This is a genomic window from Ignatzschineria sp. PL_is040 (assembly GCF_055813795.1).
In genome coordinates this window covers 25,676-46,988 of sequence record NZ_JBVPGU010000008.1, presented here as the reverse complement: position 1 = coordinate 46,988, position 21,313 = coordinate 25,676, and the positions used below count along the sequence as shown (strand labels likewise).

The 21,313-nt window shown below is 42.7% G+C and carries 17 protein-coding genes and 4 tRNA genes; 5 read left to right on the top strand and 16 right to left on the bottom strand.

All coding sequences use genetic code 11. The annotated features are described in order from the left end of the window. Positions 1-177 precede the first annotated feature (177 nt). From rplA to guaD, 13 genes are all read right to left on the bottom strand, one after another. Positions 178-867 carry a 50S ribosomal protein L1 gene (rplA, locus tag AC0SAP_RS08850; protein ID WP_286481384.1) on the bottom strand — a complete coding sequence of 230 codons (690 nt, stop codon included), beginning with the start codon at positions 865-867 and terminating at the stop codon, positions 178-180. A 1-nt stretch (position 868) separates the two neighbouring features. Continuing rightward, positions 869-1,300, bottom strand: coding sequence for a 50S ribosomal protein L11 (gene rplK, locus AC0SAP_RS08845; protein ID WP_094567438.1), 432 nt, complete (start codon positions 1,298-1,300; stop codon positions 869-871). A 245-nt stretch (positions 1,301-1,545) separates the two neighbouring features. Next, positions 1,546-2,073 carry a transcription termination/antitermination protein NusG gene (gene nusG, locus AC0SAP_RS08840; RefSeq protein WP_198959042.1) on the bottom strand — a complete coding sequence of 176 codons (528 nt, stop codon included), beginning with the start codon at positions 2,071-2,073 and terminating at the stop codon, positions 1,546-1,548. A 9-nt stretch (positions 2,074-2,082) separates the two neighbouring features. Then, positions 2,083-2,511, bottom strand: coding sequence for a preprotein translocase subunit SecE (secE, locus tag AC0SAP_RS08835; protein ID WP_473383910.1), 429 nt, complete (start codon positions 2,509-2,511; stop codon positions 2,083-2,085). A 102-nt stretch (positions 2,512-2,613) separates the two neighbouring features. Next, positions 2,614-2,689 (bottom strand) — tRNA-Trp (locus tag AC0SAP_RS08830). 18 nt (positions 2,690-2,707) lie between these two features. Continuing rightward, positions 2,708-3,898, bottom strand: coding sequence for an elongation factor Tu (gene tuf / locus AC0SAP_RS08825; RefSeq protein ID WP_473383909.1), 1,191 nt, complete (start codon positions 3,896-3,898; stop codon positions 2,708-2,710). A 42-nt stretch (positions 3,899-3,940) separates the two neighbouring features. Beyond that, positions 3,941-4,016, bottom strand: a tRNA-Thr gene (locus AC0SAP_RS08820). A 5-nt stretch (positions 4,017-4,021) separates the two neighbouring features. Beyond that, positions 4,022-4,095 (bottom strand) — tRNA-Gly (locus tag AC0SAP_RS08815). 25 nt (positions 4,096-4,120) lie between these two features. After that, a tRNA-Tyr gene (locus tag AC0SAP_RS08810) sits at positions 4,121-4,205 on the bottom strand. A gap of 153 nt (positions 4,206-4,358) precedes the next feature. Next, a complete protein-coding gene (locus tag AC0SAP_RS08805; protein WP_473383908.1) occupies positions 4,359-6,314 on the bottom strand; it encodes a L,D-transpeptidase family protein in 1,956 nt (651 codons plus the stop codon). Between the two features lie 416 nt (positions 6,315-6,730). After that, on the bottom strand, positions 6,731-7,654 hold the full coding sequence (metA, locus tag AC0SAP_RS08800; protein WP_473383907.1) for a homoserine O-acetyltransferase MetA: 924 nt from the start codon (positions 7,652-7,654) through the stop codon (positions 6,731-6,733). 239 nt (positions 7,655-7,893) lie between these two features. Further along, positions 7,894-9,183, bottom strand: a complete 1,290-nt coding sequence (locus AC0SAP_RS08795) for an O-acetylhomoserine aminocarboxypropyltransferase/cysteine synthase family protein (RefSeq protein WP_473383906.1) — start codon at positions 9,181-9,183, stop codon at positions 7,894-7,896. An 875-nt stretch (positions 9,184-10,058) separates the two neighbouring features. After that, on the bottom strand, positions 10,059-11,408 hold the full coding sequence (guaD, locus tag AC0SAP_RS08790) for a guanine deaminase (RefSeq protein ID WP_473383905.1): 1,350 nt from the start codon (positions 11,406-11,408) through the stop codon (positions 10,059-10,061). A 310-nt stretch (positions 11,409-11,718) separates the two neighbouring features. On the opposite strand from guaD, the gene AC0SAP_RS08785 reads away from it, so the two are divergent. Then, complete coding sequence (locus AC0SAP_RS08785) at positions 11,719-12,276, top strand: MarR family winged helix-turn-helix transcriptional regulator (RefSeq protein WP_286481390.1); 558 nt, start codon at positions 11,719-11,721, stop codon at positions 12,274-12,276. A gap of 152 nt (positions 12,277-12,428) precedes the next feature. Here the strand turns inward: AC0SAP_RS08785 and AC0SAP_RS08780 are convergent, their stop codons facing one another. Further along, positions 12,429-12,926: a GNAT family N-acetyltransferase gene (locus AC0SAP_RS08780; protein ID WP_473383904.1), complete on the bottom strand. Its 498-nt coding sequence runs from the start codon at positions 12,924-12,926 to the stop codon at positions 12,429-12,431. A gap of 346 nt (positions 12,927-13,272) precedes the next feature. Next, positions 13,273-13,818 (bottom strand): hypothetical protein, encoded by a 546-nt coding sequence (locus tag AC0SAP_RS08775; protein WP_473383903.1) that lies wholly within the window; start codon positions 13,816-13,818, stop codon positions 13,273-13,275. A 312-nt stretch (positions 13,819-14,130) separates the two neighbouring features. Here AC0SAP_RS08775 and AC0SAP_RS08770 point away from each other — a divergent pair, with 312 nt between their 5' ends. The 4 genes from AC0SAP_RS08770 (at position 14,131) to AC0SAP_RS08755 (ending at position 19,367) form a co-directional block, all read left to right on the top strand. Continuing rightward, positions 14,131-15,276, top strand: a complete 1,146-nt coding sequence (locus AC0SAP_RS08770; protein ID WP_473383902.1) for an exonuclease SbcCD subunit D — start codon at positions 14,131-14,133, stop codon at positions 15,274-15,276. Between the two features lie 11 nt (positions 15,277-15,287). Further along, positions 15,288-18,518, top strand: a complete 3,231-nt coding sequence (locus AC0SAP_RS08765) for an AAA family ATPase (protein WP_473383901.1) — start codon at positions 15,288-15,290, stop codon at positions 18,516-18,518. 128 nt (positions 18,519-18,646) lie between these two features. Further along, positions 18,647-18,901, top strand: a complete 255-nt coding sequence (locus AC0SAP_RS08760; protein ID WP_473383900.1) for a hypothetical protein — start codon at positions 18,647-18,649, stop codon at positions 18,899-18,901. A gap of 340 nt (positions 18,902-19,241) precedes the next feature. Further along, a complete protein-coding gene (locus AC0SAP_RS08755) occupies positions 19,242-19,367 on the top strand; it encodes a hypothetical protein (RefSeq protein ID WP_473383899.1) in 126 nt (41 codons plus the stop codon). 103 nt (positions 19,368-19,470) lie between these two features. Here the strand turns inward: AC0SAP_RS08755 and AC0SAP_RS08750 are convergent, their stop codons facing one another. Beyond that, a complete protein-coding gene (locus AC0SAP_RS08750; RefSeq protein WP_094567450.1) occupies positions 19,471-20,997 on the bottom strand; it encodes an AbgT family transporter in 1,527 nt (508 codons plus the stop codon). Positions 20,998-21,313: the final 316 nt, after the last annotated feature.

Genomic DNA, 21,313 nt, shown 5'->3' with positions numbered 1-21,313 from the left:
TAACCCTAATCTAGAACCACCGTCTACGTAGACCATCTCGATAGCGTAAAACTTGACTATCTAGACAATTAAACCCGAAGGGAATCTACGGTCTTCGACTCACCTTTAATTAAAACCAGCTCCTCCTAAAGAGGAGCTACTCAAAATTAAAAGATAAGTTCACATTCTCTATTTTGTTTATACCGAAGCTAAATCAACAGTAATACCAGGACCCATAGTGGTCGATACTGTTAACTTCTTAAGGTATACACCTTTTGCTGAAGCTGGCTTCAAACGAGTCAACTCAGTAATAAGTGCTTTAAGATTTTCTCTGATTGCATTTGCATCAAAGTTTACCTTACCAATTGCAGCGTGGATAATCCCCGCTTTATCAGTACGGAAACGTACTTGACCTGATTTTGCATTTTTAACAGCGGTCACCACGTCTGGCGTTACTGTACCAACACGTGGGTTAGGCATAAGACCTCTAGGACCTAAGACCTGTCCTAATTGACCTACAACACGCATCGCATCTGGCGTTGCAATAACAACATCATAGTTGAGATCGCCACCCTTCATGCTCTCTGCGAGATCTTCAAATCCAACAACATCCGCACCCGCTTCTTTAGCAGCTTCAGCGTTTGCACCCTGTGCAAATACTGCAACACGAACATCTTTACCCGTTCCGTTTGGCATAACTGTCGCGCCACGAACAACTTGGTCTGATTTACGTGGATCAACACCTAAGTTAATAGCAACTTCGAATGATTCTTCAAATTTTGCCGCAGGAACTTTTTTAAGTGTTTCAACCGCTTCTTCTAAAGAATATACTTTTTCTGAATCGATTAACTCTAAAATAGCTTTTCTTTTCTTAGTTAACTTAGCCATATTACACACCCTCCACTTCGATACCCATTGAGCGTGCACTTCCTGCAATGATTCTTACTGCAGCATCTAAGTCAGCTGAAGTTAAATCTGGCTCTTTAGTCTTCGCAATCTCTTCTAATTGCGCACGAGTCACTTTACCAACTTTTTGTGTATTTGGTTTTGGACTACCTGATTTGATACCTGCTGCTTTCTTTAAAAGATATGCTGCTGGTGGAGTCTTTGTGATAAATGTGAATGAACGGTCATTATAGACTGTAATCACAACTGGAATTGGCATACCAGGTTCCATCTGTTGTGTTGCTGCGTTAAACGCTTTACAGAATTCCATGATATTCACACCATGTTGACCTAACGCCGGACCGATTGGTGGTGATGGATTCGCTTTACCTGCTGCTACTTGCAGGTTGATATAAGACATTACTTTCTTTGCCATTTGGCGATACTCCTAATTGTATGGGTTAAACGCTCTTCAGCTCCCCAAGTTTTAAAAGACTCGGTATTGTACCATTCTTTATCAAGCACTACAACTATTTATTCAAAAGAGAGGTGGATAAAACAAACCTCAAAATACTCCCAAAAACAGAAGAGAGCGTTAAAATCAAGAAATTAAAATTATTATTAACACCTTGATTTCAACACTCTCCTTAACTGCTTACTTTTCAGTGATGAGATATTAAACTACAGCTTCTCAACCTGACTAAATTCTAAATCAACAGGGGTTGCGCGACCAAAGATCATCACAGAGACTTTAATTCGCCCTTTATCTGAATCAACTTCAGTAACAGTACCATTAAACTCATTAAATGGACCATCGATAACGCGAACTTCCTCCCCTACCTCGTAGAGAACTTTCAGTCTAGGACCCTCTTCAGCCTGAGCAATGCGATTTAAAATATGGTTTGCTTCACGCTCAGAGATAGGACTTGGACGATCACTCTTACCACCAACAAACCCAATCACTCGCGGAACGCTATTAACTAAGTGCCAAACTTCTTCATCCATATCTGCTTGAACTAAGACATAGCCCGGAAAGAATTTACGCTCACTCTTACGACGCTTACCATCTTTAACTTCTACTACTTCTTCAGTCGGCACTAAAATCTCACCAAACTTAGATTCAAGTCCTTCTCTTGCAATATATTCATGTAGTGCACGAACTACCTGTCCTTCGTACCCAGAATAAGCTTGTATCACATACCAATGCATCTTTCTCTCCTACGAAAATGACAATATAAATGAGATGATGTTCTTAATAATAAAATCAACAAACATCAAAAAGAGTAGCGTCACGACCATAACGATAATGACAAGTAGTGTCATTTTACGAGTCTCATCCATTGTTGGCCATACTACTCGGCGCAACTCCATTCTCGACTCCTTAAAGAAGACCACTAAGTTCTTCCCTGTTGGAGAGACAAAAAAGATCCCCGCACCAACAGCCAACCCAGCGATCAACGCGCCAAAAGAGTAGAGCATATTGATGCCCTCAAAGTAGTAATAGACAAAGATCCCTGCCAATACCACTAATACTGCAAGCCAGACTAAACCTTTACCGCTCTTAACTTCTTGCCCTTTAGTTTGTGAGGCTCTCTTTGCAACTGCGGGTTGCTCATTCACCTTTACAGGCTTTTTCTTTGTTTTCATCTTATTACTTCTCATTCATGCACATTAAACCGGCATTATACTAGATAATTTTGATTAGATAAAATAAAAGCAGTCAGAAACAAAACTGACTGCTTTATATTTTGGCGGGCCAAGAAGGAATCGAACCCTCAACCTACGGTTTTGGAGACCGTCGCTCTGCCAATTGAGCTATTGACCCAAATACTGCTAGCAGTAATTATGCAATAACTTTAGATACAACACCTGCACCAACTGTACGACCACCTTCACGGATTGCGAAACGTAAACCTTCATCCATCGCGATTGGGTTGATTAACTCAACAACCATCTTGACGTTATCGCCAGGCATTACCATTTCTACACCTTCCGGAAGTTCAACTGCACCTGTTACGTCAGTTGTACGGAAGTAGAATTGTGGGCGGTATCCTTTGAAGAATGGAGTATGACGACCACCTTCTTCTTTAGATAATACATATACTTCTGCTTCAAATTTTGTGTGTGGCTTAATTGAACCTGGTTTTGCTAATACTTGACCACGCTCAACATCTTCACGTTTTGTACCACGAAGAAGAACACCAACGTTATCACCTGCCTGACCTTGATCAAGAAGCTTACGGAACATCTCAACGCCCGTACAAGTTGTTTTCTGAGTTGGACGAATTCCTACAATCTCAAGCTCTTCACCAGTCTTAACAATACCAGATTCGACACGGCCAGTTACAACTGTACCACGACCTGAAATTGAGAACACATCTTCGATAGGCATAAGGAATGGCTTATCGATTTCACGTACTGGCTCAGGAATCCACTCATCTAATGCTGCAAGAAGTTTTTTAATTGCAGGAACACCGATTTCAGACTCATCCCCTTCGATTGCTTTAAGCGCAGAACCTACGATTACTGGCGTATCATCACCTGGGAAATCGTATGCATCAAGAAGCTCACGAACTTCCATCTCTACTAACTCGATCAATTCAGGATCATCAACCATATCTGCTTTGTTTAAGAAAACAAGGATATATGGAACACCTACTTGACGAGATAAAAGGATGTGCTCACGTGTTTGTGGCATCGGACCATCAGCAGCTGAACAAACGAGGATTGCCCCATCCATTTGTGCCGCACCGGTGATCATGTTTTTAACATAGTCTGCGTGTCCTGGGCAGTCAACGTGCGCATAGTGACGATTCTCAGACTCATATTCAACGTGCGAAGTTGAAATCGTGATACCACGCTCTCTCTCTTCCGGCGCATTATCGATCTGATCATATGCACGAACGTTTGCACCTACAGACTCATTACCTACTTTTGTTAAAGCAGCTGTCAATGTAGTTTTACCATGGTCAACGTGGCCAATTGTACCGACATTGACGTGCGGCTTATTACGACTAAAAGTTTCCTTTGACATAATATCACTCTTCTTGATTAGATTAATTACACGGAAGGGGAATGGTGCTCATAACCGGAATTGAACTGGTGACCTCGTCCTTACCAAGGACGCGCTCTACCAACTGAGCTATATGAGCAGAAATGGAGCGGGTGATGGGAATCGAACCCACACAATCAGCTTGGAAGGCTGAGATTCTACCATTGAACTACACCCGCGAAACTCATTTTTGAAGCTAAAATTTGGTGGTGGAGGTAGGATTCGAACCTACGAAGGCATAGCCGCCAGATTTACAGTCTAGTCCCTTTAACCACTCGGGAACTCCACCAGAGAAGCCATCATTATACATTGTGTTTTCAATGTGTCAATTTAATTTTTGCTTATTTTTTTATCACTCCTTAAAATCTTTTTCAAACAATCTCTAATCGATTTTAAGTGGCTCTTAAACAATTAAATTGAACTTTGGCTAACAGTGTAAACATCATTTCGAAAGATTACTGAGTGACTCTAGGAGCACTTTGTCTTTGCTGTAGATGTCAGCACGGAAAGAAATACTATCATTCTCTACTCTCGTTGTCATGTATAAAGTATAGACAGGTATCTTTTTATCCTTACTTAGACTGACATGTGCTTCCGAAGAGCGCTTAAATGCTGACTTTATCCGTTTTTGATCCCACCCAGCCTCGCCTAAAAAATACTCAGCAAGTTCTTCTGGATTCTCTATCCGCACACACCCTGAGCTAAAATCTCGTGATGTTTTATCGAAAAGATATTTTGAAGGGGTATCGTGTAGATAGATTGCATGTTCATTCGGGAACATAAATTTAACGCGACCTAAAGAGTTATGATCCCCCGGATCTTGCCGTAACTGAAAAGGAAAGTTATTACGACTATATTGTGACCAATCTACCGTTCCGGGATCAATCTCTACCCCATTGCGAAAGATTCGAATCTTTGAGCGATTCAATGCATAAGGATTCTGTTTCAATCTAGGGAGAAAGTCATTGACAGCCATCGATCGTGGAACATGCCAATAGGGGCTAAAGACAATATAGCTCATCGGTGACATAAAGACCGGCGTCTTACGAGCGCCCCGCCCCACTACAGTTCGAGCATTAAGAACCTCTTTACCCTCTTTAATAACAGCATAACGGAAACCAGGGATATCGACAGCGACATAGTGATCCCCCATTGTTGCCGGCATCCAGCGCCAACGCTCCATATTGATCTGAATCTGCTCGATACGATCACGGTTAGAGCGATTTAATTCGGTAATCGTCTTTGCTCCAGCGGCTCCATCTGGCTCTAAAAGATGGGTCTTTTGAAATGCTTTAACCGCCTCTCCCATTTTCGCATCGTAATAATTAGCATCACCTGCATCATACCCCTGGTAATTGAGGCGATCACGCATCTGAATCACACGCTCTCCACTCATGCCAGGCTTAATAGTAGGCCCTTTTGCAATCAGTGCCGGCTCTTGATCAAATTCTTTCGCCTTAAAGGCTCGAAGTGCTCGCTTCAAATTATGATATTCAGGATAAGCAGGTTGTAACTTATTCGCTACCGCTTGAGGATCATCACTCTCTATCAATGTTATTAAAACCTCGGGAGCATCCACTTTTCGCCCTTCTAATAACCAGTCAGGATCCCGCTTCTTCAATTCCGGCATTCCTACAACCATATCGCGGATATAGGCTAACATCCCTACCTGCAAAAGCTCATTGATCTCGGCCTGATAGAGAGCGGGGTCTGCTTGAAGGAGGTTTTGAATACGCCCAACATGGTAGAGTTGTGGCAAGAGCCCCTCCTCCTCACTTGCTAAGAGAAGCTGATAGAGCGCCTCCCCCTTCGGGGTCAATCCTTTCTGATTCACAAGAAGCGAAGAGCTATCTATTGATTCCTTAAACTGCTCTTTAAAACGTTGTTGAAAGCGATTTAAGATATTATTACTGACCCGTGCTTGATAAGGGTATTTCTCCCCTGCCTTGGCTGCTTTTTCTGCCCAGTAATTAGCACGCGCACTATAATCGATCGCTTCTGTTGGCATTGTAAATCGCTGAAAATTTTCAGCAACGAGCGCCACCTCTTCCTCCGACTCATCAAGATCCTCCATCAATAATTGAGGATCTGAAGAGCTTATCTCTTCTACAATCTCAACAGGCGCTTGCGCGCTCTCTGCTACTTGCGAACGCAATTCTAAAGCGGGGATATTTTCTGACTCTTTCGGCGCTGAAACCATCTCAGTAACAGTAGTTATCTCAGATAGAGATTGCTCAGATAAGGGTTGCTCAGGAAGCTCTCCTCCATCAAATAGCGACCCAATCGCATCAACATTATTAAGATCAATACGAATTTGTAACGACTTCTCCTCAGAAGCAACAACTGCCTCTGGAAAGAGCGCCATCCAGATCCCTACTGCAATAAGATGTCTTTTCATCTTGATTTTACCTCACCATTATAGGTATTTATTTACATAAATTTATTAATAAGAGATCGTTATAATACACTACTTTATAGAATATTTTATAGTGCCGATTATAGTAGCGATCTATAGACCCCATTCAATTAATGATCTCCTCGATGCCCCATCAATCCCCCTATCGATATCGTCATCTATTTTTACTTTACGCTTTTTTATAAAAAAAGAGATAACCCATTTTCCTGGCTATCTCTCTTACCTCTCTCATCTCTCTCGATAATTGGTGATTGATGATTGATAATTGATGATTCATAATTTCGATTCTAGGGTTTCGACTTTAGGATTCCAATGTCAGGATCTCACTCTCAGAGAATATCCCCTAACTCTTTTTAGCAAACACTACGAATCCATTCTACTGGTCTGACTCCCCCTCTTTAACGCTTTTTAAGGGAGAGCAGATCAAATGGTGTCTCCTGATAGACGCAGTAGTTCAACCAATTAGCAAAGAGAAGATTACCATGAGAACGCCAAGTGACAAGCGGCGCCTCTGATGGATCATTGTTACGATAATAATTTTTAGGCGGATCGATCTTATCACCCCGCTCTAAATCACGGCGATACTCACGATCTAATGTGTCATGATCATATTCACCATGCCCCATAACATAGACATGGCGCAGATCTCTATTGGCAACAATATGAACCCCTGCTTCTGCCGACTCCGCTAGGATCATCAGATCATTATGTTCTAAAATCTCTTCCCTTCTCACCTCGGTATGACGGCTATGGGGCGCATAAAATTGATCATCAAACCCTCTTAAAAGCTTCACATTTTGGGCAGTAACCTCGTGGGGAAAGACTCCAAAACATTTCTTTTCTAGGGGATGCTTATTAACACCATAACGGTAGTAGAGCCCTGCTTGTGCGCCCCAGCAGATATAGAGTGTCGAGAAGACATTTTTATCCGCCCACTCCATGATCTCCGTTAACTCTTGCCAATACTGCACCTCCTCAAAAGGGATCGTCTCCACCGGAGCACCCGTAATAATAAAACCATCAAATGCATCCTCTTTAATATCCTCAAAAGTACGATAGAAGGTATCTAGATACGCTTTATCGGTATTTTTAGGCTGATAGCTCTCTGTTGCAATAAAGACAGGATCGATCTGCAATGGTGTGTTACCTAATACCCGCAAAAGCTGTGTCTCTGTCACCTCTTTAAGTGGCATTAAATTTAAAATCGCAATTTTTAAAGGACGAATATCTTGTGCGACAGCACGATCTTCATCCATGACGAAGATATTTTCATTTTTCAATACCTGGTAAGCAGGTAGCGCGTTAGGAATTTTAACCGGCATTTAGCCTCCTCATATTCCATTTCTCAATGTTAAAGCGATGGGGTAACACCTCAATAACATCTCAAAACAACATATCAATAATCTATTTTACCAATGAGAAAAGAGCTGCTTAATAGTGATAAACAGCTCTTTTAATTTTTGTATTGATCATCTACCGCTTGTCGCTCTTAACGCTCGTATCACCTCTAACAATCTATCGATAAGAGAATAAGCATCGATCATCAATACCCTATTAAGCCTTATGCTTGCTGTGATTTCTCTAATGCTTGATCAATATCTGCAATCAGATCATCAACATCCTCTAAACCGATAGAGAGACGGATCAACTCAGGCAGTACGCCAGCAAGTTTTAACCCCTCCTCATCGAGCTGTGAGTGAGTTGTTCCCGCAGGATGAATCACTAAGCTCTTCGCATCAGCCACATTGGCAAGAAGAGAGAAGATCTCTAAATTATCGATAAATTTAATGCTCGCCTCTTTCCCCCCTTTTACACCAAACGTGAAGATGGCGCCGACACCTTTCGGGAAATAACGCTGCGCTCGCTCATAATATTCACTTGAGGGTAATCCAGGATGTTTTACCCAAGCGACAGCCGGATGTTTTTCAAGATGCTTTGCGATCTTCAGGGCAGATTCAGTCATGCGCTCTACACGAAGACTTAAGGTCTCAGCACCTAAAAGAATTAAGAATGCATTAAAGGGGCTAATACAGGCTCCGGTATCTCGTAATAGCTCAACACGCGCCTTTAAGATATAGGCCTGTTCACCAAGATCGGCATATTGCAAACCATGATAAGCGGCATCGGGAGTATTAAATCCAGGGTAACGCGGATTATCTTTATAGTTAAAATTACCATTATCGACAATTGCGCCACCAATTGAGGTGCCGTGGCCACCAATATACTTTGTCAATGAGTGGACAATCACATTGATACCGTAGGATTTGAGATTGATCAGATAGGGGGTTCCGAAGGTATTATCAACAATCGTCACAATCTGGTGCTTTTGTGCAATCTCAACAATCTTCTCAATATTGGGAATATTGATATCTGGATTGCCGATACTCTCAAAGAAGATCGCTTTTGTCTTCTCATTAATTAAGCTCTCCAATCCTGCGAAATCTTCCGGCTCAACAAAGTGAACCTTGATGCCAAACTGAGATTGTAAGCGATTATTAAAGAGGGTATAGGTTCCCCCATAGATCGTACTTAAGGTGATAATCTCATCACCAGGGGTTGCCACATTTAAAACAGCGTAGAGAATTGCGGCCATGCCAGAGCTTGTCGCTAATGCACCAACGCCCCCTTCTAATGCTGCAACACGCTTTTCAAGCACATCTGTTGTAGGGTTCATAATCCGAGTATAGATATTACCCGGCTTTGCAAGCCCGAAGAGATCTGCAGCATGTTGCGAATCATCAAAAACATAACTTGAGGTTTGGTAGATTGGAACGGCTCTCGATTTGGTTTCATCAACCACTTGGCCGGCATGAACTTGTAGAGTATCGAAACTCCAGTTTTGGGTAGTCATTTAAAAGAACTCCTAAATTTTATTGGTTGCATATTCGATCCGCTCTAAAAAAGCGCTCTCTACACTTAGAGGCGCACAAATCGCAGGATCGAGATATGAAAAAGTAATCACGCTAAGTCCAAAAAATTAGAAACATAAACTTAGGCGCTTAAGAGATAGCTATATCGCAGAGAAAAAGAGAAAGCAACTAAAATATTTTCCCCAACCTTTCTCTTCTTTCACTAAAGCACTGCTCTCCCCTTCTCAAAAAATGATCTAAGAGAGTAGATCTCTGTAGGCTCTATCTTTTAAAAATTGAGCAGAGTAAAAATTTTCATCGCCTTTACTTCCTACCCCTATCTTTTCACCGACTTTACCACTCTTATTCGCTTTAACTCTTTGGTTAAAGTGAGCAATAGGGAGAGATATTAAGATCATTCCGTAGCCAAAAAGAGAAGTAGAACAGAGCAAAAACAGTATCAAAAAATGCTCTTAACAGATATTAAAATAGAAGATGATCAAGATCTAAAAAGAGTAACCAGCACTATTTCGTTTTCGATACTCTATCTCAATCATATCCCCAAAAAACGAGCGAAAAATAGTCAAACTTTTTCTATCTCTATCTCCCTCTCCCTTTTTCTCTCTCTATCATTCTCTATCATCTCCTAATTATTCTTTTTTAATATTACTTCTTATCCGATTGCTTCTTACCGGATTACTACTTACCAGATTCCTTCTTATCGAATTGCTTCTTCCTGGGTTTCTTCTTCCTAGATTGCTTCTTACTAGAATAAAAAAGCCGGCAGCTTATTACGGCTACCGGCACTTTACAGCCCACTGTTCGTCGAGGTATCGATTCAATTTTGGAGAGAGATCATCAGTACCTCAAAGAGACGTTAGGCAGTGTAAACTGGTTCTCCTGCAATATAGGTGGCAGCAATTGCCCGATCATCCCCCATCATCATCTGAATAAAGAGCGCTTCCTCTAATGAAGAAGCAGATTGCATACGATATTCGATGATCGGAGTTGATTTAAGATCTAAAATTGTCAAATCAGCCTCCATCCCAGGAGCAATTGAACCGATCTTCTCTTCAAGCTGAAGCGCTTCGGCTGTCCCACGAGTTGCAAGATAGAATGTATGTAGTGATGAATAGGGAACCCCATTGAGTTGAGCCGCTTTATAGGCCTCATTCATCGTCTGCAAAATAGAGAAACTCGTCCCCGCACCTAAATCAGTCCCTAAACCGACCTTAATAGGACGCGCCTCTGCTTTGGCATGTTGGAGATTGAAAGCGCCACTGCCTAAAAAGAAGTTGGAGGTGGGGCAATGTGCTACAGCCGCACCACGCTCATGAAGAATCGCAAGCTCCCGCTCTGTTAAATGGACACCATGCCCGTAGATCGCACGATCTCGCAATAGACCATACTGATCATAAACATCCGCATAGTCGAGTGCCTTAGGAAAGAGCGAACGAACCCACTCAATCTCATCGAGATTTTCAGAGATATGGGATTGAATCAATGTATCGGGATACTCTGCAGCTAACGCACCGACCATCTCTAACTGCTCAAAAGTGGATGTTGGTGCAAATCGTGGCGTAATAACATACTCTGCCCGTCCACGCCCATGCCACTTTTCAATAAGCGCTTTCGATTCATCATAAGCACTTTGAGCAGTATCTAAGAGGGCTTCGGGCGCATTGCGATCCATACAGACCTTTCCAGCCATAACGCGCATATTGTAGCGCTCAGCCTCACTAAAAATCGCATCAACTGATTCTGGAAAGACAGTACAAAATATCGTCGAAGAGGTGACGCCATTACGATGCTGTTCTTGCAAAAAGCGTTTCGCCACTTGATCGGCATGAGTCCGATCTTTAAATTTCTGTTCAGCGATAAAGGTATATTGATTAAGCCAATCGATCAGCTGCTCACCGTAAGAAGCGATAATTTCTGTTTGAGGATAATGCACATGGCTATCGATAAATCCCGGCAAAATAAGGTGATCGCGATAGTGGGTAATCGGAGTATTTTCTAATGTAGATAGTAACTGATCTGCTGAACCAACCGCAACAATCATCCCCCCTTCCATCACCACAATCGCATCTGACTCATAGCGATATGATTCCTCAAGGGGATAAAAAAAGGGATCTTGATGGAAGGTTAATAGCGCCCCACGGATTGCTCTGCGCTCCCCTTGATCTCCATACTCTTTCAAGTTTTCTTCTACAACAACTCTCTGCATCGATCTCTTTCCTCTCAATTCCCCTTTATCATAAAAAAACTTCCGCAAATTTCTTTGTCGGAAGAATCTTTGTAGAAAGATACCATATTTTTGCTAAAAACGATATCCTTCTCATAAGAGATTGCACTTGAGCGCCACTGCCAAAAAAGTGAAAAAACGTTATAATTGCCCTATCGTTAAAGATCATCAATCATAGATCATGATTCTATAACGATATTCTATAACGATTATTTATTGCATCCGATAGTAGAAGATCGATCAATACGGAACCTAAAATTTTCGGGATTAAAGTTACATAAGGAGCGAAATAATGCCCAAAGAGCCCCAAGAACAAGCGTGTGAAAGTACTCTTATAGAGAGTGATAACACCCCTCCTGATCTTGTTGATCAAGTGATTGAGAAATGGCAAGCAACCCCACTTCAACAGATGGATTTTACCGGCACCGAAATTATCGGACGGATTGTACGAATGGACTCTTTCATCAATAAGATGATTGACGAAAACTTATCACGCTATCGCATCAATTTTGGGGACTTCAATATCTTGGCTGTTCTCCTTAGAGAAGAGAATCATCAACTCACTCCTGGTCGTATCCAAGAGTTGATCTTTGTCTCCTCTGGGGGACTCTCTAATCGTATGATTCGCCTAGAAGCCAAAGGTCTCATTGAACGCTCCACCGATCCTAAAGATCGAAGAGGTGTTATTGTAACGCTCACAGAAGAGGGAAAAGCGCTGATTGAGAAAGTAGCACCTACCCATATCGATCTAGAGAACTCCCTTATCACACACTTATCGGATGAGGAGCGAGATATCTTTATCAAGCTCCTTAAAAAGACTCTTCACCATGCGGAGATGATGAGCCGATAATTAAGATCGATCGCTACAGATTAAGATGGAGTCTATCGAGATGACGATCGAGAAATAACAAAAAGAGACAATAAAAGAGACAATAAAAAGAGCGGGAACATCATCTTCTCGCTCTCTCTTTTCGCACTACCGATCCTTGGAAATAATCTTCCCTACTTCATAAAGTGCATCATCGCATAGGGCACTTCAGCTAAGAGATCTCCCGCCTCAGGCTCTGTTAGATCATAGATCCCATATCCCAATGCCTCAATAAATTTCACCGCGCCCTCATTATCTCGATAGATATCGATATAGCTTGCGCCCTGCTCTTCTGCCGCGCTTATCAATGCTGAACCGATGCCAAGACGAATCCACTCCTTATCAACAGCTATACGTTCTATCGCATCCTCTTCAGCGGCAAGGATTCCAACTAACTCACCTTCAACATAAGCACCTAACAGAATTGATGTTTCACGTAAAAACTGGAGAGTCTCCGGAAGCGTTGCCGAGTAGAGCACCTTTCCAACCCCATGGTTGATCTCTGCTAATCGCTGATAAAGTAGTGCACCGGCACTTTCGATCTCCTCGTCAGATAGCGGTTGAATCGTATATCGACAAGATTCGGCATCCTCTTCATGGCGTTCTTTATCTAAATTTTTCACTCTCTTCATTGTGATATCACTCCTTCTAACATTCAGTCATCATTTCAATTCTACGGCGCATATCTTACACAACTCTCCCCTGAAGTCGCTACAAGAGATCGCACAAAGGATTCTCTACCAACAAAATAGTGATCAAATAACGATCAGGTAACAAGCAAGCAACAACCAAACAACAACCAAATAGTGACAATAACAACCCAATAACGGACAAATAACAAACAGCTATCCAATAGCCTCAAGATAGCGATAAAACAACGATAAAAAATGCTCACCTTACAATAAGGTGAGCATTCCACTCTCTTCTTTGAACATTACAAAATCAGATCTCCTGATCGATCCTCATAACGTCTAACAACTAGTTAGGCTCTTCAATACGCCCTGGCTTACGATTAGGATTCTCATCATATGCTTTTGCCACTTTTGAAAATTTAATCGTAATAGCAGCACAGATATAAGCAAAGATCGCCCCTAAAACAGCACCGATGGGAACAATGATAAAGATCCGGTAGGAGAAAGAACTAATACCTAACATCTGCGCAATGGGCTCATCGATAAAGAAGATAATGCCGACAATCACCAAGAGATAGAAGAAACTTAAGATAAATCCTCGTTTTAAGGCCGTTAAGCGGAAGAGTCCCCCTAAATCTTGCTTCGCAAAACCACTCATCCAGAAGCCTAAAATCAACCCAAGCGGTAAAATAGCGGAGAAGGTGATTGTTGAAAAGGGAACGATCTTACTCAACTCCATAGCCGCATTATTCCCATCGGCTACCAACTTATTGAGAAGCGTAAACCCGATAATATAGGTGATTAACGCAAAGAGATTAAAGATGAAAAAAAAGGTTAATGTAATTCTACCACTCTGATTCTGCTGATAGACTTGATCCGGCCGTGTTGTCATAGCGAACTCCTTCCCACAAATATGCTAAGCTTGAGTCATTGCCTTAGAGCGTCAATAGAGGCGCGATCCCATTGTTACCCTAACAGCGATAACTGAAAAATTATCGATAAACGTTATTGATAGACCTATTGATAGATATTCAATATTTCAATATCGCAATATCGATAATCATTTTATAAAATTATTCTAACATATCGACTCTTTATTAAGCTCGTTATAATCAAATTCTTATAAGATATTTTTAAAAAAAAGAGAGCATCAATTGCAAGAAAGAGAAAAGAAAGAGAAAAGAGAGAGAGGAATAGAGACGGCATGAAAATTTTACACACCGCCGATTGGCATCTTGGCAAACTGATCCATGGAATCTATATGACCGAGGATCAGCGTGCTATTTTAGCGCAGTTAACCACCTATATTAAGCAAGAGCGCCCCGATCTGATCATCATTGCCGGAGATCTCTACGATCGCGCCATCCCGCCAGTTGAAGCTATCGAACTGCTCGATCAATTTCTACGTGATATCGCCCTGAAAGCCGGCATTCCTATTATCGCCATTACCGGCAATCATGATAGCCCTAAGCGCCTCCAATTTGGTAATGAGTTTCTCCAGAGTCAATCCTGCTTTTTAATCACAGAGCTCGACCCTACCTTTCAACCGATCATTCTCTCGGACCAATGGGGAGAAGTCCATTTCTACCCGATTCCCTACTTAGAACCCTCTCTCGTACGCCATATTTTACAAGATGAGCATATCACCGATCACGATAGCGCCTTAAAAGCGATCGTCACCAAAATCGAAGCGCAATATGATCCTACTGTTCGTAATATTCTCATTCTTCATGCATTTGTGATCCACTCCTCTTCAAAAGAGAGACTCACCTCCGATTCAGAACGTCCGCTCGCCATTGGTGGTAGTGAGTATGTCTCTGCCGAGCACTTTGAGATCTTTGATTATGTAGCGCTCGGCCATCTCCATCAAGCGCACTACATCAAAGATGAGCGCATACAATACGCAGGCTCCCTCTTAAAATATTCTCAATCAGAGGCCAATCATCAAAAAGCGATCTTGGAGATTGAACTCGGTGCTAAAGGGGAGTTATCCGTTGAGAAGGTCGCTTTTACTCCCCGCCGGGAGTTGCGTGAAGTGAAAGGATATCTCAAAGAGATTCTCCAGATGCCTCAAAGTGAAGATTACTGCTTTGTCACCCTTTTAGATGAGACGCCGGTACTCCAACCGATGGCGCAAATTCGTACCGTTTTCCCCAATGCAATGCATGTTCAGAGATTACCGATAGAGACACCGATGTTTCACAAGAAACATTTTGAGACACCTCAAAGAGAGCGAGAGGATGATCTCTCCCTCTTTACCGGCTTCTATCGTGCCCTGCTCGATAGAGAACCCGATGCCGAGTCATTACAGATTTTTGCCGATGCCATCCAACAGACAGAGAGAGAGTAGAGGAGAATCCCATGCGCCCCATTCAATTAACCCTTACCGCATTTGGCCCTTACCATGGAACGGAAGTGATCGATTTTCGTAAACTTGCTCCTCATAATCTCTTTGTGATCTCCGGGAAAACCGGCGCCGGCAAGACAACGATCTTTGATGGCATCTCCTATGCGCTCTTTGGTGAAGCGAGCGGTCTTGATCGTCAAGATGCCACTCTCTCACTCCGAAGTGATTTTGCGATCGATGATGAGCCGACGACTGCCGAGCTTATTTTTGAGCTCAAGGGGAAAGAGTATCGCATCTTTCGTCAGCTTCCCTACCGCAAAACGGGTAACAAGACAATTACCCAAGGAAAGGCGGAGTTATATGCGCTTAACCATGATGGTCCTCAAAGTGATCTCTTTGCAGAGATCCCACTCGTTGAACGGCAGATCCCCAATATGGTCAACCCTAAAATTGAGGAGCTATTAGGGCTCAATCGAGACCAATTCAATCAGCTGGTTATGCTTCCACAAGGGGAGTATCAGCGCTTTCTAACCTCCAAGACCACCGATAAAGAGGCGATTTTACGCACTGTCTTCAATACTGAACGTTATCAAACCGTTGTTGAGAATCTCAAAATGAGCGCCGATCACTCTAAAGAGAAGGTCAGAGAGATTCAATCTGGTTATAACGCCCTGATCCAATCGATCTATCGGCAACTACCACCGCGGGAATCCCCTTTCTTCGAACATTTTCAAGAGGAGAGTGAAATTCAGATCAATAGCTTTCAAGCGCTTGAAGGTTTAGGTGTAGAAGCGGCATTTTATCAAGCAGAAGAGCGCACAATTCGCAAAGAGATCACGCAACAAGAAACCATCATCGAAGCAGAGCAGGAACGACTGATAGAGAGCCGAGCGCTCAATGCAAAATTCCAAGAGTTAGAGGATGCACAAAAAAATCTTCAAACCCTTAGCGCACAACAATTAGCGATTGACAGCTTAAAACATTCTGTCGCTCTTGCGGAAAAAGCATTATCGATGGAAAAATTTGCCAATGATGCCTTTCGGTTACGTCGAGAGTACACTGAAGCCCAAAAGGCATTAGCAGCAGCGCAAGAGCGCTTCAAAGTGGCGGAAGTAGAGCATCAAAATGCGCTAGAACAACATCAACTTGCACAGAAGAAAGAAGATCTTATCACGACGCTGAGTGAGGAGGTGACCCTTCTTGAGAGTCGAGAAAGAGAGATTGAGGCGCTAGCCCAATATCAGACCACGATCTCTCAGAGCCGAGAGCAGATCACTCAGATTCAACAAGAGATCAACCGTTTAAGCGATCTCATTCGCGAAGAGCAGACCAAAAAGAGTGATTGGCAGCAGAGAATAAAAAATGCTGAAACCGGTAGCGATCCTATAGCACAATATCAACAACTGCATCGCGACTTTGAACATTTCTCAACATTACTTGAGAAGCAGAAGCACGAGCAAGCAACGCTCTTATCACTCGAAGAAGAGAAAACAAGAAGAGCTACTGCGCTTGAAAATGCGCAAAAAGAGCAGAAAGATGCGGCTGCAAAATTTTATCAGCAACAAGCTTTAACGCTTGCCCATACGCTTGAAGATGGCAAACCTTGCCCTGTTTGTGGCAGCCTCCAGCATCCAAATAAAATCGATGGAATAGATGCTCATATAGCAGGTGAAGATTCCATCAATCCACAACATCAGTTTGAGATGGCCAATCAGAATCTGATCGATGCTCAGCGACGATATGATCAACTACTCAATAGAGAGAAAGAGCTAGAAGAGAGAGTTCAACAAGCTTCTCAAGATCTTGAAGAGTCGTGGCAAAAAATGATCACTTTCAGCCAACAAGAGCGTGATGAGATAGCGCCTCTAGCCCTACAGATCTCGACCTACGAAATGATGGTTTCATCACTTGCCTCTAATCGGCAAAAAGTACAATCTGCCTTTGATAATAGCCAAAGATCATTACAGCTATTACGAACGTTACGCCCCGAGCTTGAAGCGATTGAAACTGCTTTAATGCAACATCAAAGAGAACTCGACCAAGTAAGGGAATCTTATCAAGAGAAGAGAAACTACCTTACAGAGATGGAGAGCGCGCTCAAATCGATACTCCAAAATATCCCTGAAGAGCTGCGTGATCCACAAGCCTATCGAACCTATCTTGATCAGCAAAAAAGCGCTTTAACAACGCTCAAAACGCAACTCAAATTAGCAGAAAAAAGATTACAAGAAGCAGAAAAAGAGCGAGCGCTTCTCTCTCAGAAGCTAGAGCAACATCAGATAGAAAAAGAGAAGCTCTCTCAAGGCTCAAAAAAGGCAGAAGAGGATTTTACTCAGGCACTTATCCAAGCCTCTTTTATCAAAAAGAGTGATGATGGGACTGAAGAGGCTGATGAAGCTCAATTTATTGCAGCGCAACAGCAGATCCCTCATCTCTTTGACAATCGTGAAAAGGTGGCCGAGTTTGAACGACGCGCGCTCATTGCCCATGAGAAGGTCAATGCCCTCTCTCTTGCTCTTACCGGAAAAGCACCGATCGAGCTCTCCGAGCTTGAGCGAAAAGTAGGTAGCGATAAAGAGAAGCTTGCAGAATTGCAGAGCAGACTCCATAAAAATCAGCAACTTATCACCCAGATAAAGCAGACGATTACCGGGATTAATGAGGTCAGTAGCGCTTTAGAAGCGACACGTGCGCGTCATGAAAAAACAGTTGAGGTTTATGATCTTGTCCGCGGACAAAATAGTAGCCGAATCTCGCTCGAGCGCTTTATTCTCATCGAATATTTTGAAATGATTATTCATGCGGCAAATCTCCGACTCTATCAGATGAGTCATGGTCAGTTTCAATTTATTCGTTCCGAAGATATTGCTGCGCGCAATGTTCAAAGTGGGCTTGATCTCAATATTTATGATGCTTATACCGGAGAAAATCGCGATGTTAAGACCTTATCAGGCGGAGAGAAATTTAAAGCTTCGCTCAGTCTCTCTTTGGGGATGGCAGATGTGATTCAATCCCATAAAGGTGGCGTCTCTATCGATACCCTCTTTATTGATGAAGGATTTGGAGCACTTGATGAGGAGTCCCTTCTGCAGGCAATCGATGTTCTCATCGAGCTACAAGCCTCTGGACGTATGATCGGTGTGATTTCCCATGTAGAAGAGCTCAAGCAGACATTGCCGGCACGTATCGAAGTCACCAAAACAAAGAGTGGTTATAGTAAAACGGCAATTATTCACCATCAATAATCCCTTCGATCTTATCGATGCCGGTCCGTTGGCATGCACCGGTAAAAAGAATGAAATAGTCGGTTCCCGCCCCTCCACGAATTCTCTTATGAATAGATATTATGATTGATCAAAACAAAAAGAGGCTGTTGAGTTGCCGGAGATTACCACTGCATCCTTCCATAATTTGCATGCCGGCAATTGGCGATCTTCTATCACCCACTATTTTCTTAGAACAAAAAGAGCTGTTGAGTTGCCGGAGATCACCATCGCGTACATCTAAAAACCACGCGCCGGCAATTGGCATCAAAGATGCCAAACCGCGGGCATGCACCGGTAAAAAGAACGAAATGGTTGGCTCCCGCCCCTCAACAGATTCTCTTAAGAATCACAAGAATGATTAGCTGAAATTAATTGAAACAAAGAGGGCTGTTGAGTTGCCGGAGATCACCACTGCGCGTTTCCTAAAACCGCGTGCCGGCAAATGGCATCAAAGATGCCAAACCGCGGGCATGCACCGGTGAAAAGAACGAAATGGTGAATTCCCGCCTCTCCATAAGCCTTCTTAAGAACAATTCATCAAAATAGCAAAGGCTGAACGTTGCCGGATCTCACTATCGCACACTTCCCAAAATCACGTGCCGGCAAATGACATCAAAGATGTCAAACCGCGGGCATGCACCGGTAAAAAGAATGAAATGGTAGGTTCCCGCCCCTCCACGAATTCTCTTAAGAATAGATATTATGATTGATCAAAACAAAAGAGCTGTTGAGTTGCCGGAGATTACCACTGCATACTTCCATAAGGTTCATGCCGGCAAGAGGCAATCCTTAACTGCCGGCAATTGGCGACTGATCTACTCTAAATAAATTCCACTCCCCTCGGCGCTGAAACCGCCGAACCGCGGGCATGCATTAGTAATAAGAACGAAATGGTAGGTTCCCGCCTCTCAACAGCCCCTCTTAAGAATGATTACATCGGTCCTAGCGGTAGCCCTAAGCTATAGTAGATTAAAAAGAGAACTGTCCAGCTACTAATAAAGATCAAACAATAAGGCAACATAATAGAGAGAAAAGTGCCAAAGCGAACTTTCGCGTTATATTGTGCGATCAATGCTAATACCATCGGTAGATAGGGGTTTGTAGGCGAGATCACATTGGTCGTGGAATCCCCAATACGATATGCCATCTGAATCGCTTCTGGCTCTACGCCGACTAACATTAAGAGCGGGACAAATACCGGCGCCATCATCGCCCATTGAGCAGAACCACTAAAGACAACAAGATTGATTAACCCGGCTAAAATCACCAATGCCCCTAGCATCACAACATTGGGTAACTCTATCTCTGCTAAAAAATCAGCCCCCGAGACCGCAAGCCACATCGAAAGATTGGTCCAATTAAACCAACCGATAAATTGGGCAATAAAGAAGACGAGAACAATATATCCCCCCACATTTTTTAAAGCATTGGCTAATAGCGTTGGTAGATCATCAAAATGGCGAATCGTGCCGGCAAAGATCCCATAGACAATCGCACAACTGATAAAGAAGGTCATAATAATCGGAATCATGCCACTTAAGAAAGGAGATGGTACAAGACCACCATTGCCATTTCTTAAGGGAGAATCCTCTGGATAGATCGTTGCAATTAAGAGTAGAACAAAGAGTAAGGCATACAATCCTGTAATCTTTAGAGCCCGCTTCTCTTTCGCAGTAACCTGATAATCATCTCCCCCTGCCGGCGCTAAATTATCATTGTAATCTGCCGTAATAGGAAAACGTGGCTCGATAATCTTTTCTGTAATCCAAGTCCCCAAAATGGTTAAGAAAGGGACAGAGAGCAACATAAAATACCAGTTTGCCGCAGGTGTAATCTCAACACCATTGATAATCTTAGAGGCTTCATTGGTGACACCGGAGAGAAGCACATCTGTCCCGGCAATAAAGATATTCGCGGTAAACCCTGCCGCAACAGCAACAAAGCCGGCACAAATACCCACAATAGGATTCCGCTTAGTTGCTGCAAAGATAATCCCGGCTAAAGGTGGAACAAGGACAAATGCTGCATCTGATGCGAGATTGCCAACGATACCAACAATAAAAATAGAAGCGGTCACAAAACGGCGCGGCGCATTGAGTAGAAGCGCCTTAATCGCTGAATCAGCTAACCCAACCTCTTGCACAAGACCTACAGCAATCATCATACAGAGTACTAAACCGAGCGGTTTAAAGTCGATAAAGTTACTCACCGTTGATTGTAAAATATAGACTAAACCCTCTCCACTAATGAGATTGCGAATAGAGACCACATCATTCGTCACAGGATGGATCACTTCTAGGTTAATACCACTTAAAATTGCGGATAGTACCGCGATTAAGAGACAAAAAATAACAAATAGATAGAGCGGATTAGGGATCTTATTCCCAAATGATTCCACTCGATCAAACCAACTTCTCTTCTCTGCCGTCACAATAGGCCGCTCTAAATTCTTCTGCATTCGCGCTCTCCTTAAATTACTTCATCTATCTACATCATCCAATGGCACTCTTCTTCAGGGCAATCTGCTCGCCCCCACGATTGAGTACACAATTGATGCTCTTTTTGACCTCATCGGCATCTTCATCCCACAAGGTTGTCATCATCGATCTCCTTTATTGATCTATCTCTAATTTCTACCAAACTTAAAAAGTCTGAAAAAGTCTGAAAAAGAGGATCGAAGTAGAGAGACTTCGATCATTCTTCATTCCCTTTAAAACTAGCAACTTATACTAAAACTGATACTGATACTAATAATTGATACTGACAATTCAGAC

Bases quoted from the DNA above. Each gene is read 5' to 3' on its own strand.
- rplA (WP_286481384.1), bottom strand. From the start codon at position 867: ATGGCTAAGTTAACTAAGAAAAGAAAAGCTATTTTAGAGTTAATCGAT.
- rplK (WP_094567438.1), bottom strand. From the start codon at position 1,300: ATGGCAAAGAAAGTAATGTCTTATATCAACCTGCAAGTAGCAGCAGGT.
- nusG (WP_198959042.1), bottom strand. From the start codon at position 2,073: ATGCATTGGTATGTGATACAAGCTTATTCTGGGTACGAAGGACAGGTA.
- secE (WP_473383910.1), bottom strand. From the start codon at position 2,511: ATGAAAACAAAGAAAAAGCCTGTAAAGGTGAATGAGCAACCCGCAGTT.
- tuf (WP_473383909.1), bottom strand. From the start codon at position 3,898: ATGTCAAAGGAAACTTTTAGTCGTAATAAGCCGCACGTCAATGTCGGT.
- AC0SAP_RS08805 (WP_473383908.1), bottom strand. From the start codon at position 6,314: ATGAAAAGACATCTTATTGCAGTAGGGATCTGGATGGCGCTCTTTCCA.
- metA (WP_473383907.1), bottom strand. From the start codon at position 7,654: ATGCCGGTTAAAATTCCTAACGCGCTACCTGCTTACCAGGTATTGAAA.
- AC0SAP_RS08795 (WP_473383906.1), bottom strand. From the start codon at position 9,183: ATGACTACCCAAAACTGGAGTTTCGATACTCTACAAGTTCATGCCGGC.
- guaD (WP_473383905.1), bottom strand. From the start codon at position 11,408: ATGCAGAGAGTTGTTGTAGAAGAAAACTTGAAAGAGTATGGAGATCAA.
- AC0SAP_RS08785 (WP_286481390.1), top strand. From the start codon at position 11,719: ATGCCCAAAGAGCCCCAAGAACAAGCGTGTGAAAGTACTCTTATAGAG.
- AC0SAP_RS08780 (WP_473383904.1), bottom strand. From the start codon at position 12,926: ATGAAGAGAGTGAAAAATTTAGATAAAGAACGCCATGAAGAGGATGCC.
- AC0SAP_RS08775 (WP_473383903.1), bottom strand. From the start codon at position 13,818: ATGACAACACGGCCGGATCAAGTCTATCAGCAGAATCAGAGTGGTAGA.
- AC0SAP_RS08770 (WP_473383902.1), top strand. From the start codon at position 14,131: ATGAAAATTTTACACACCGCCGATTGGCATCTTGGCAAACTGATCCAT.
- AC0SAP_RS08765 (WP_473383901.1), top strand. From the start codon at position 15,288: ATGCGCCCCATTCAATTAACCCTTACCGCATTTGGCCCTTACCATGGA.
- AC0SAP_RS08755 (WP_473383899.1), top strand. From the start codon at position 19,242: ATGATTGATCAAAACAAAAGAGCTGTTGAGTTGCCGGAGATTACCACT.
- AC0SAP_RS08750 (WP_094567450.1), bottom strand. From the start codon at position 20,997: ATGCAGAAGAATTTAGAGCGGCCTATTGTGACGGCAGAGAAGAGAAGT.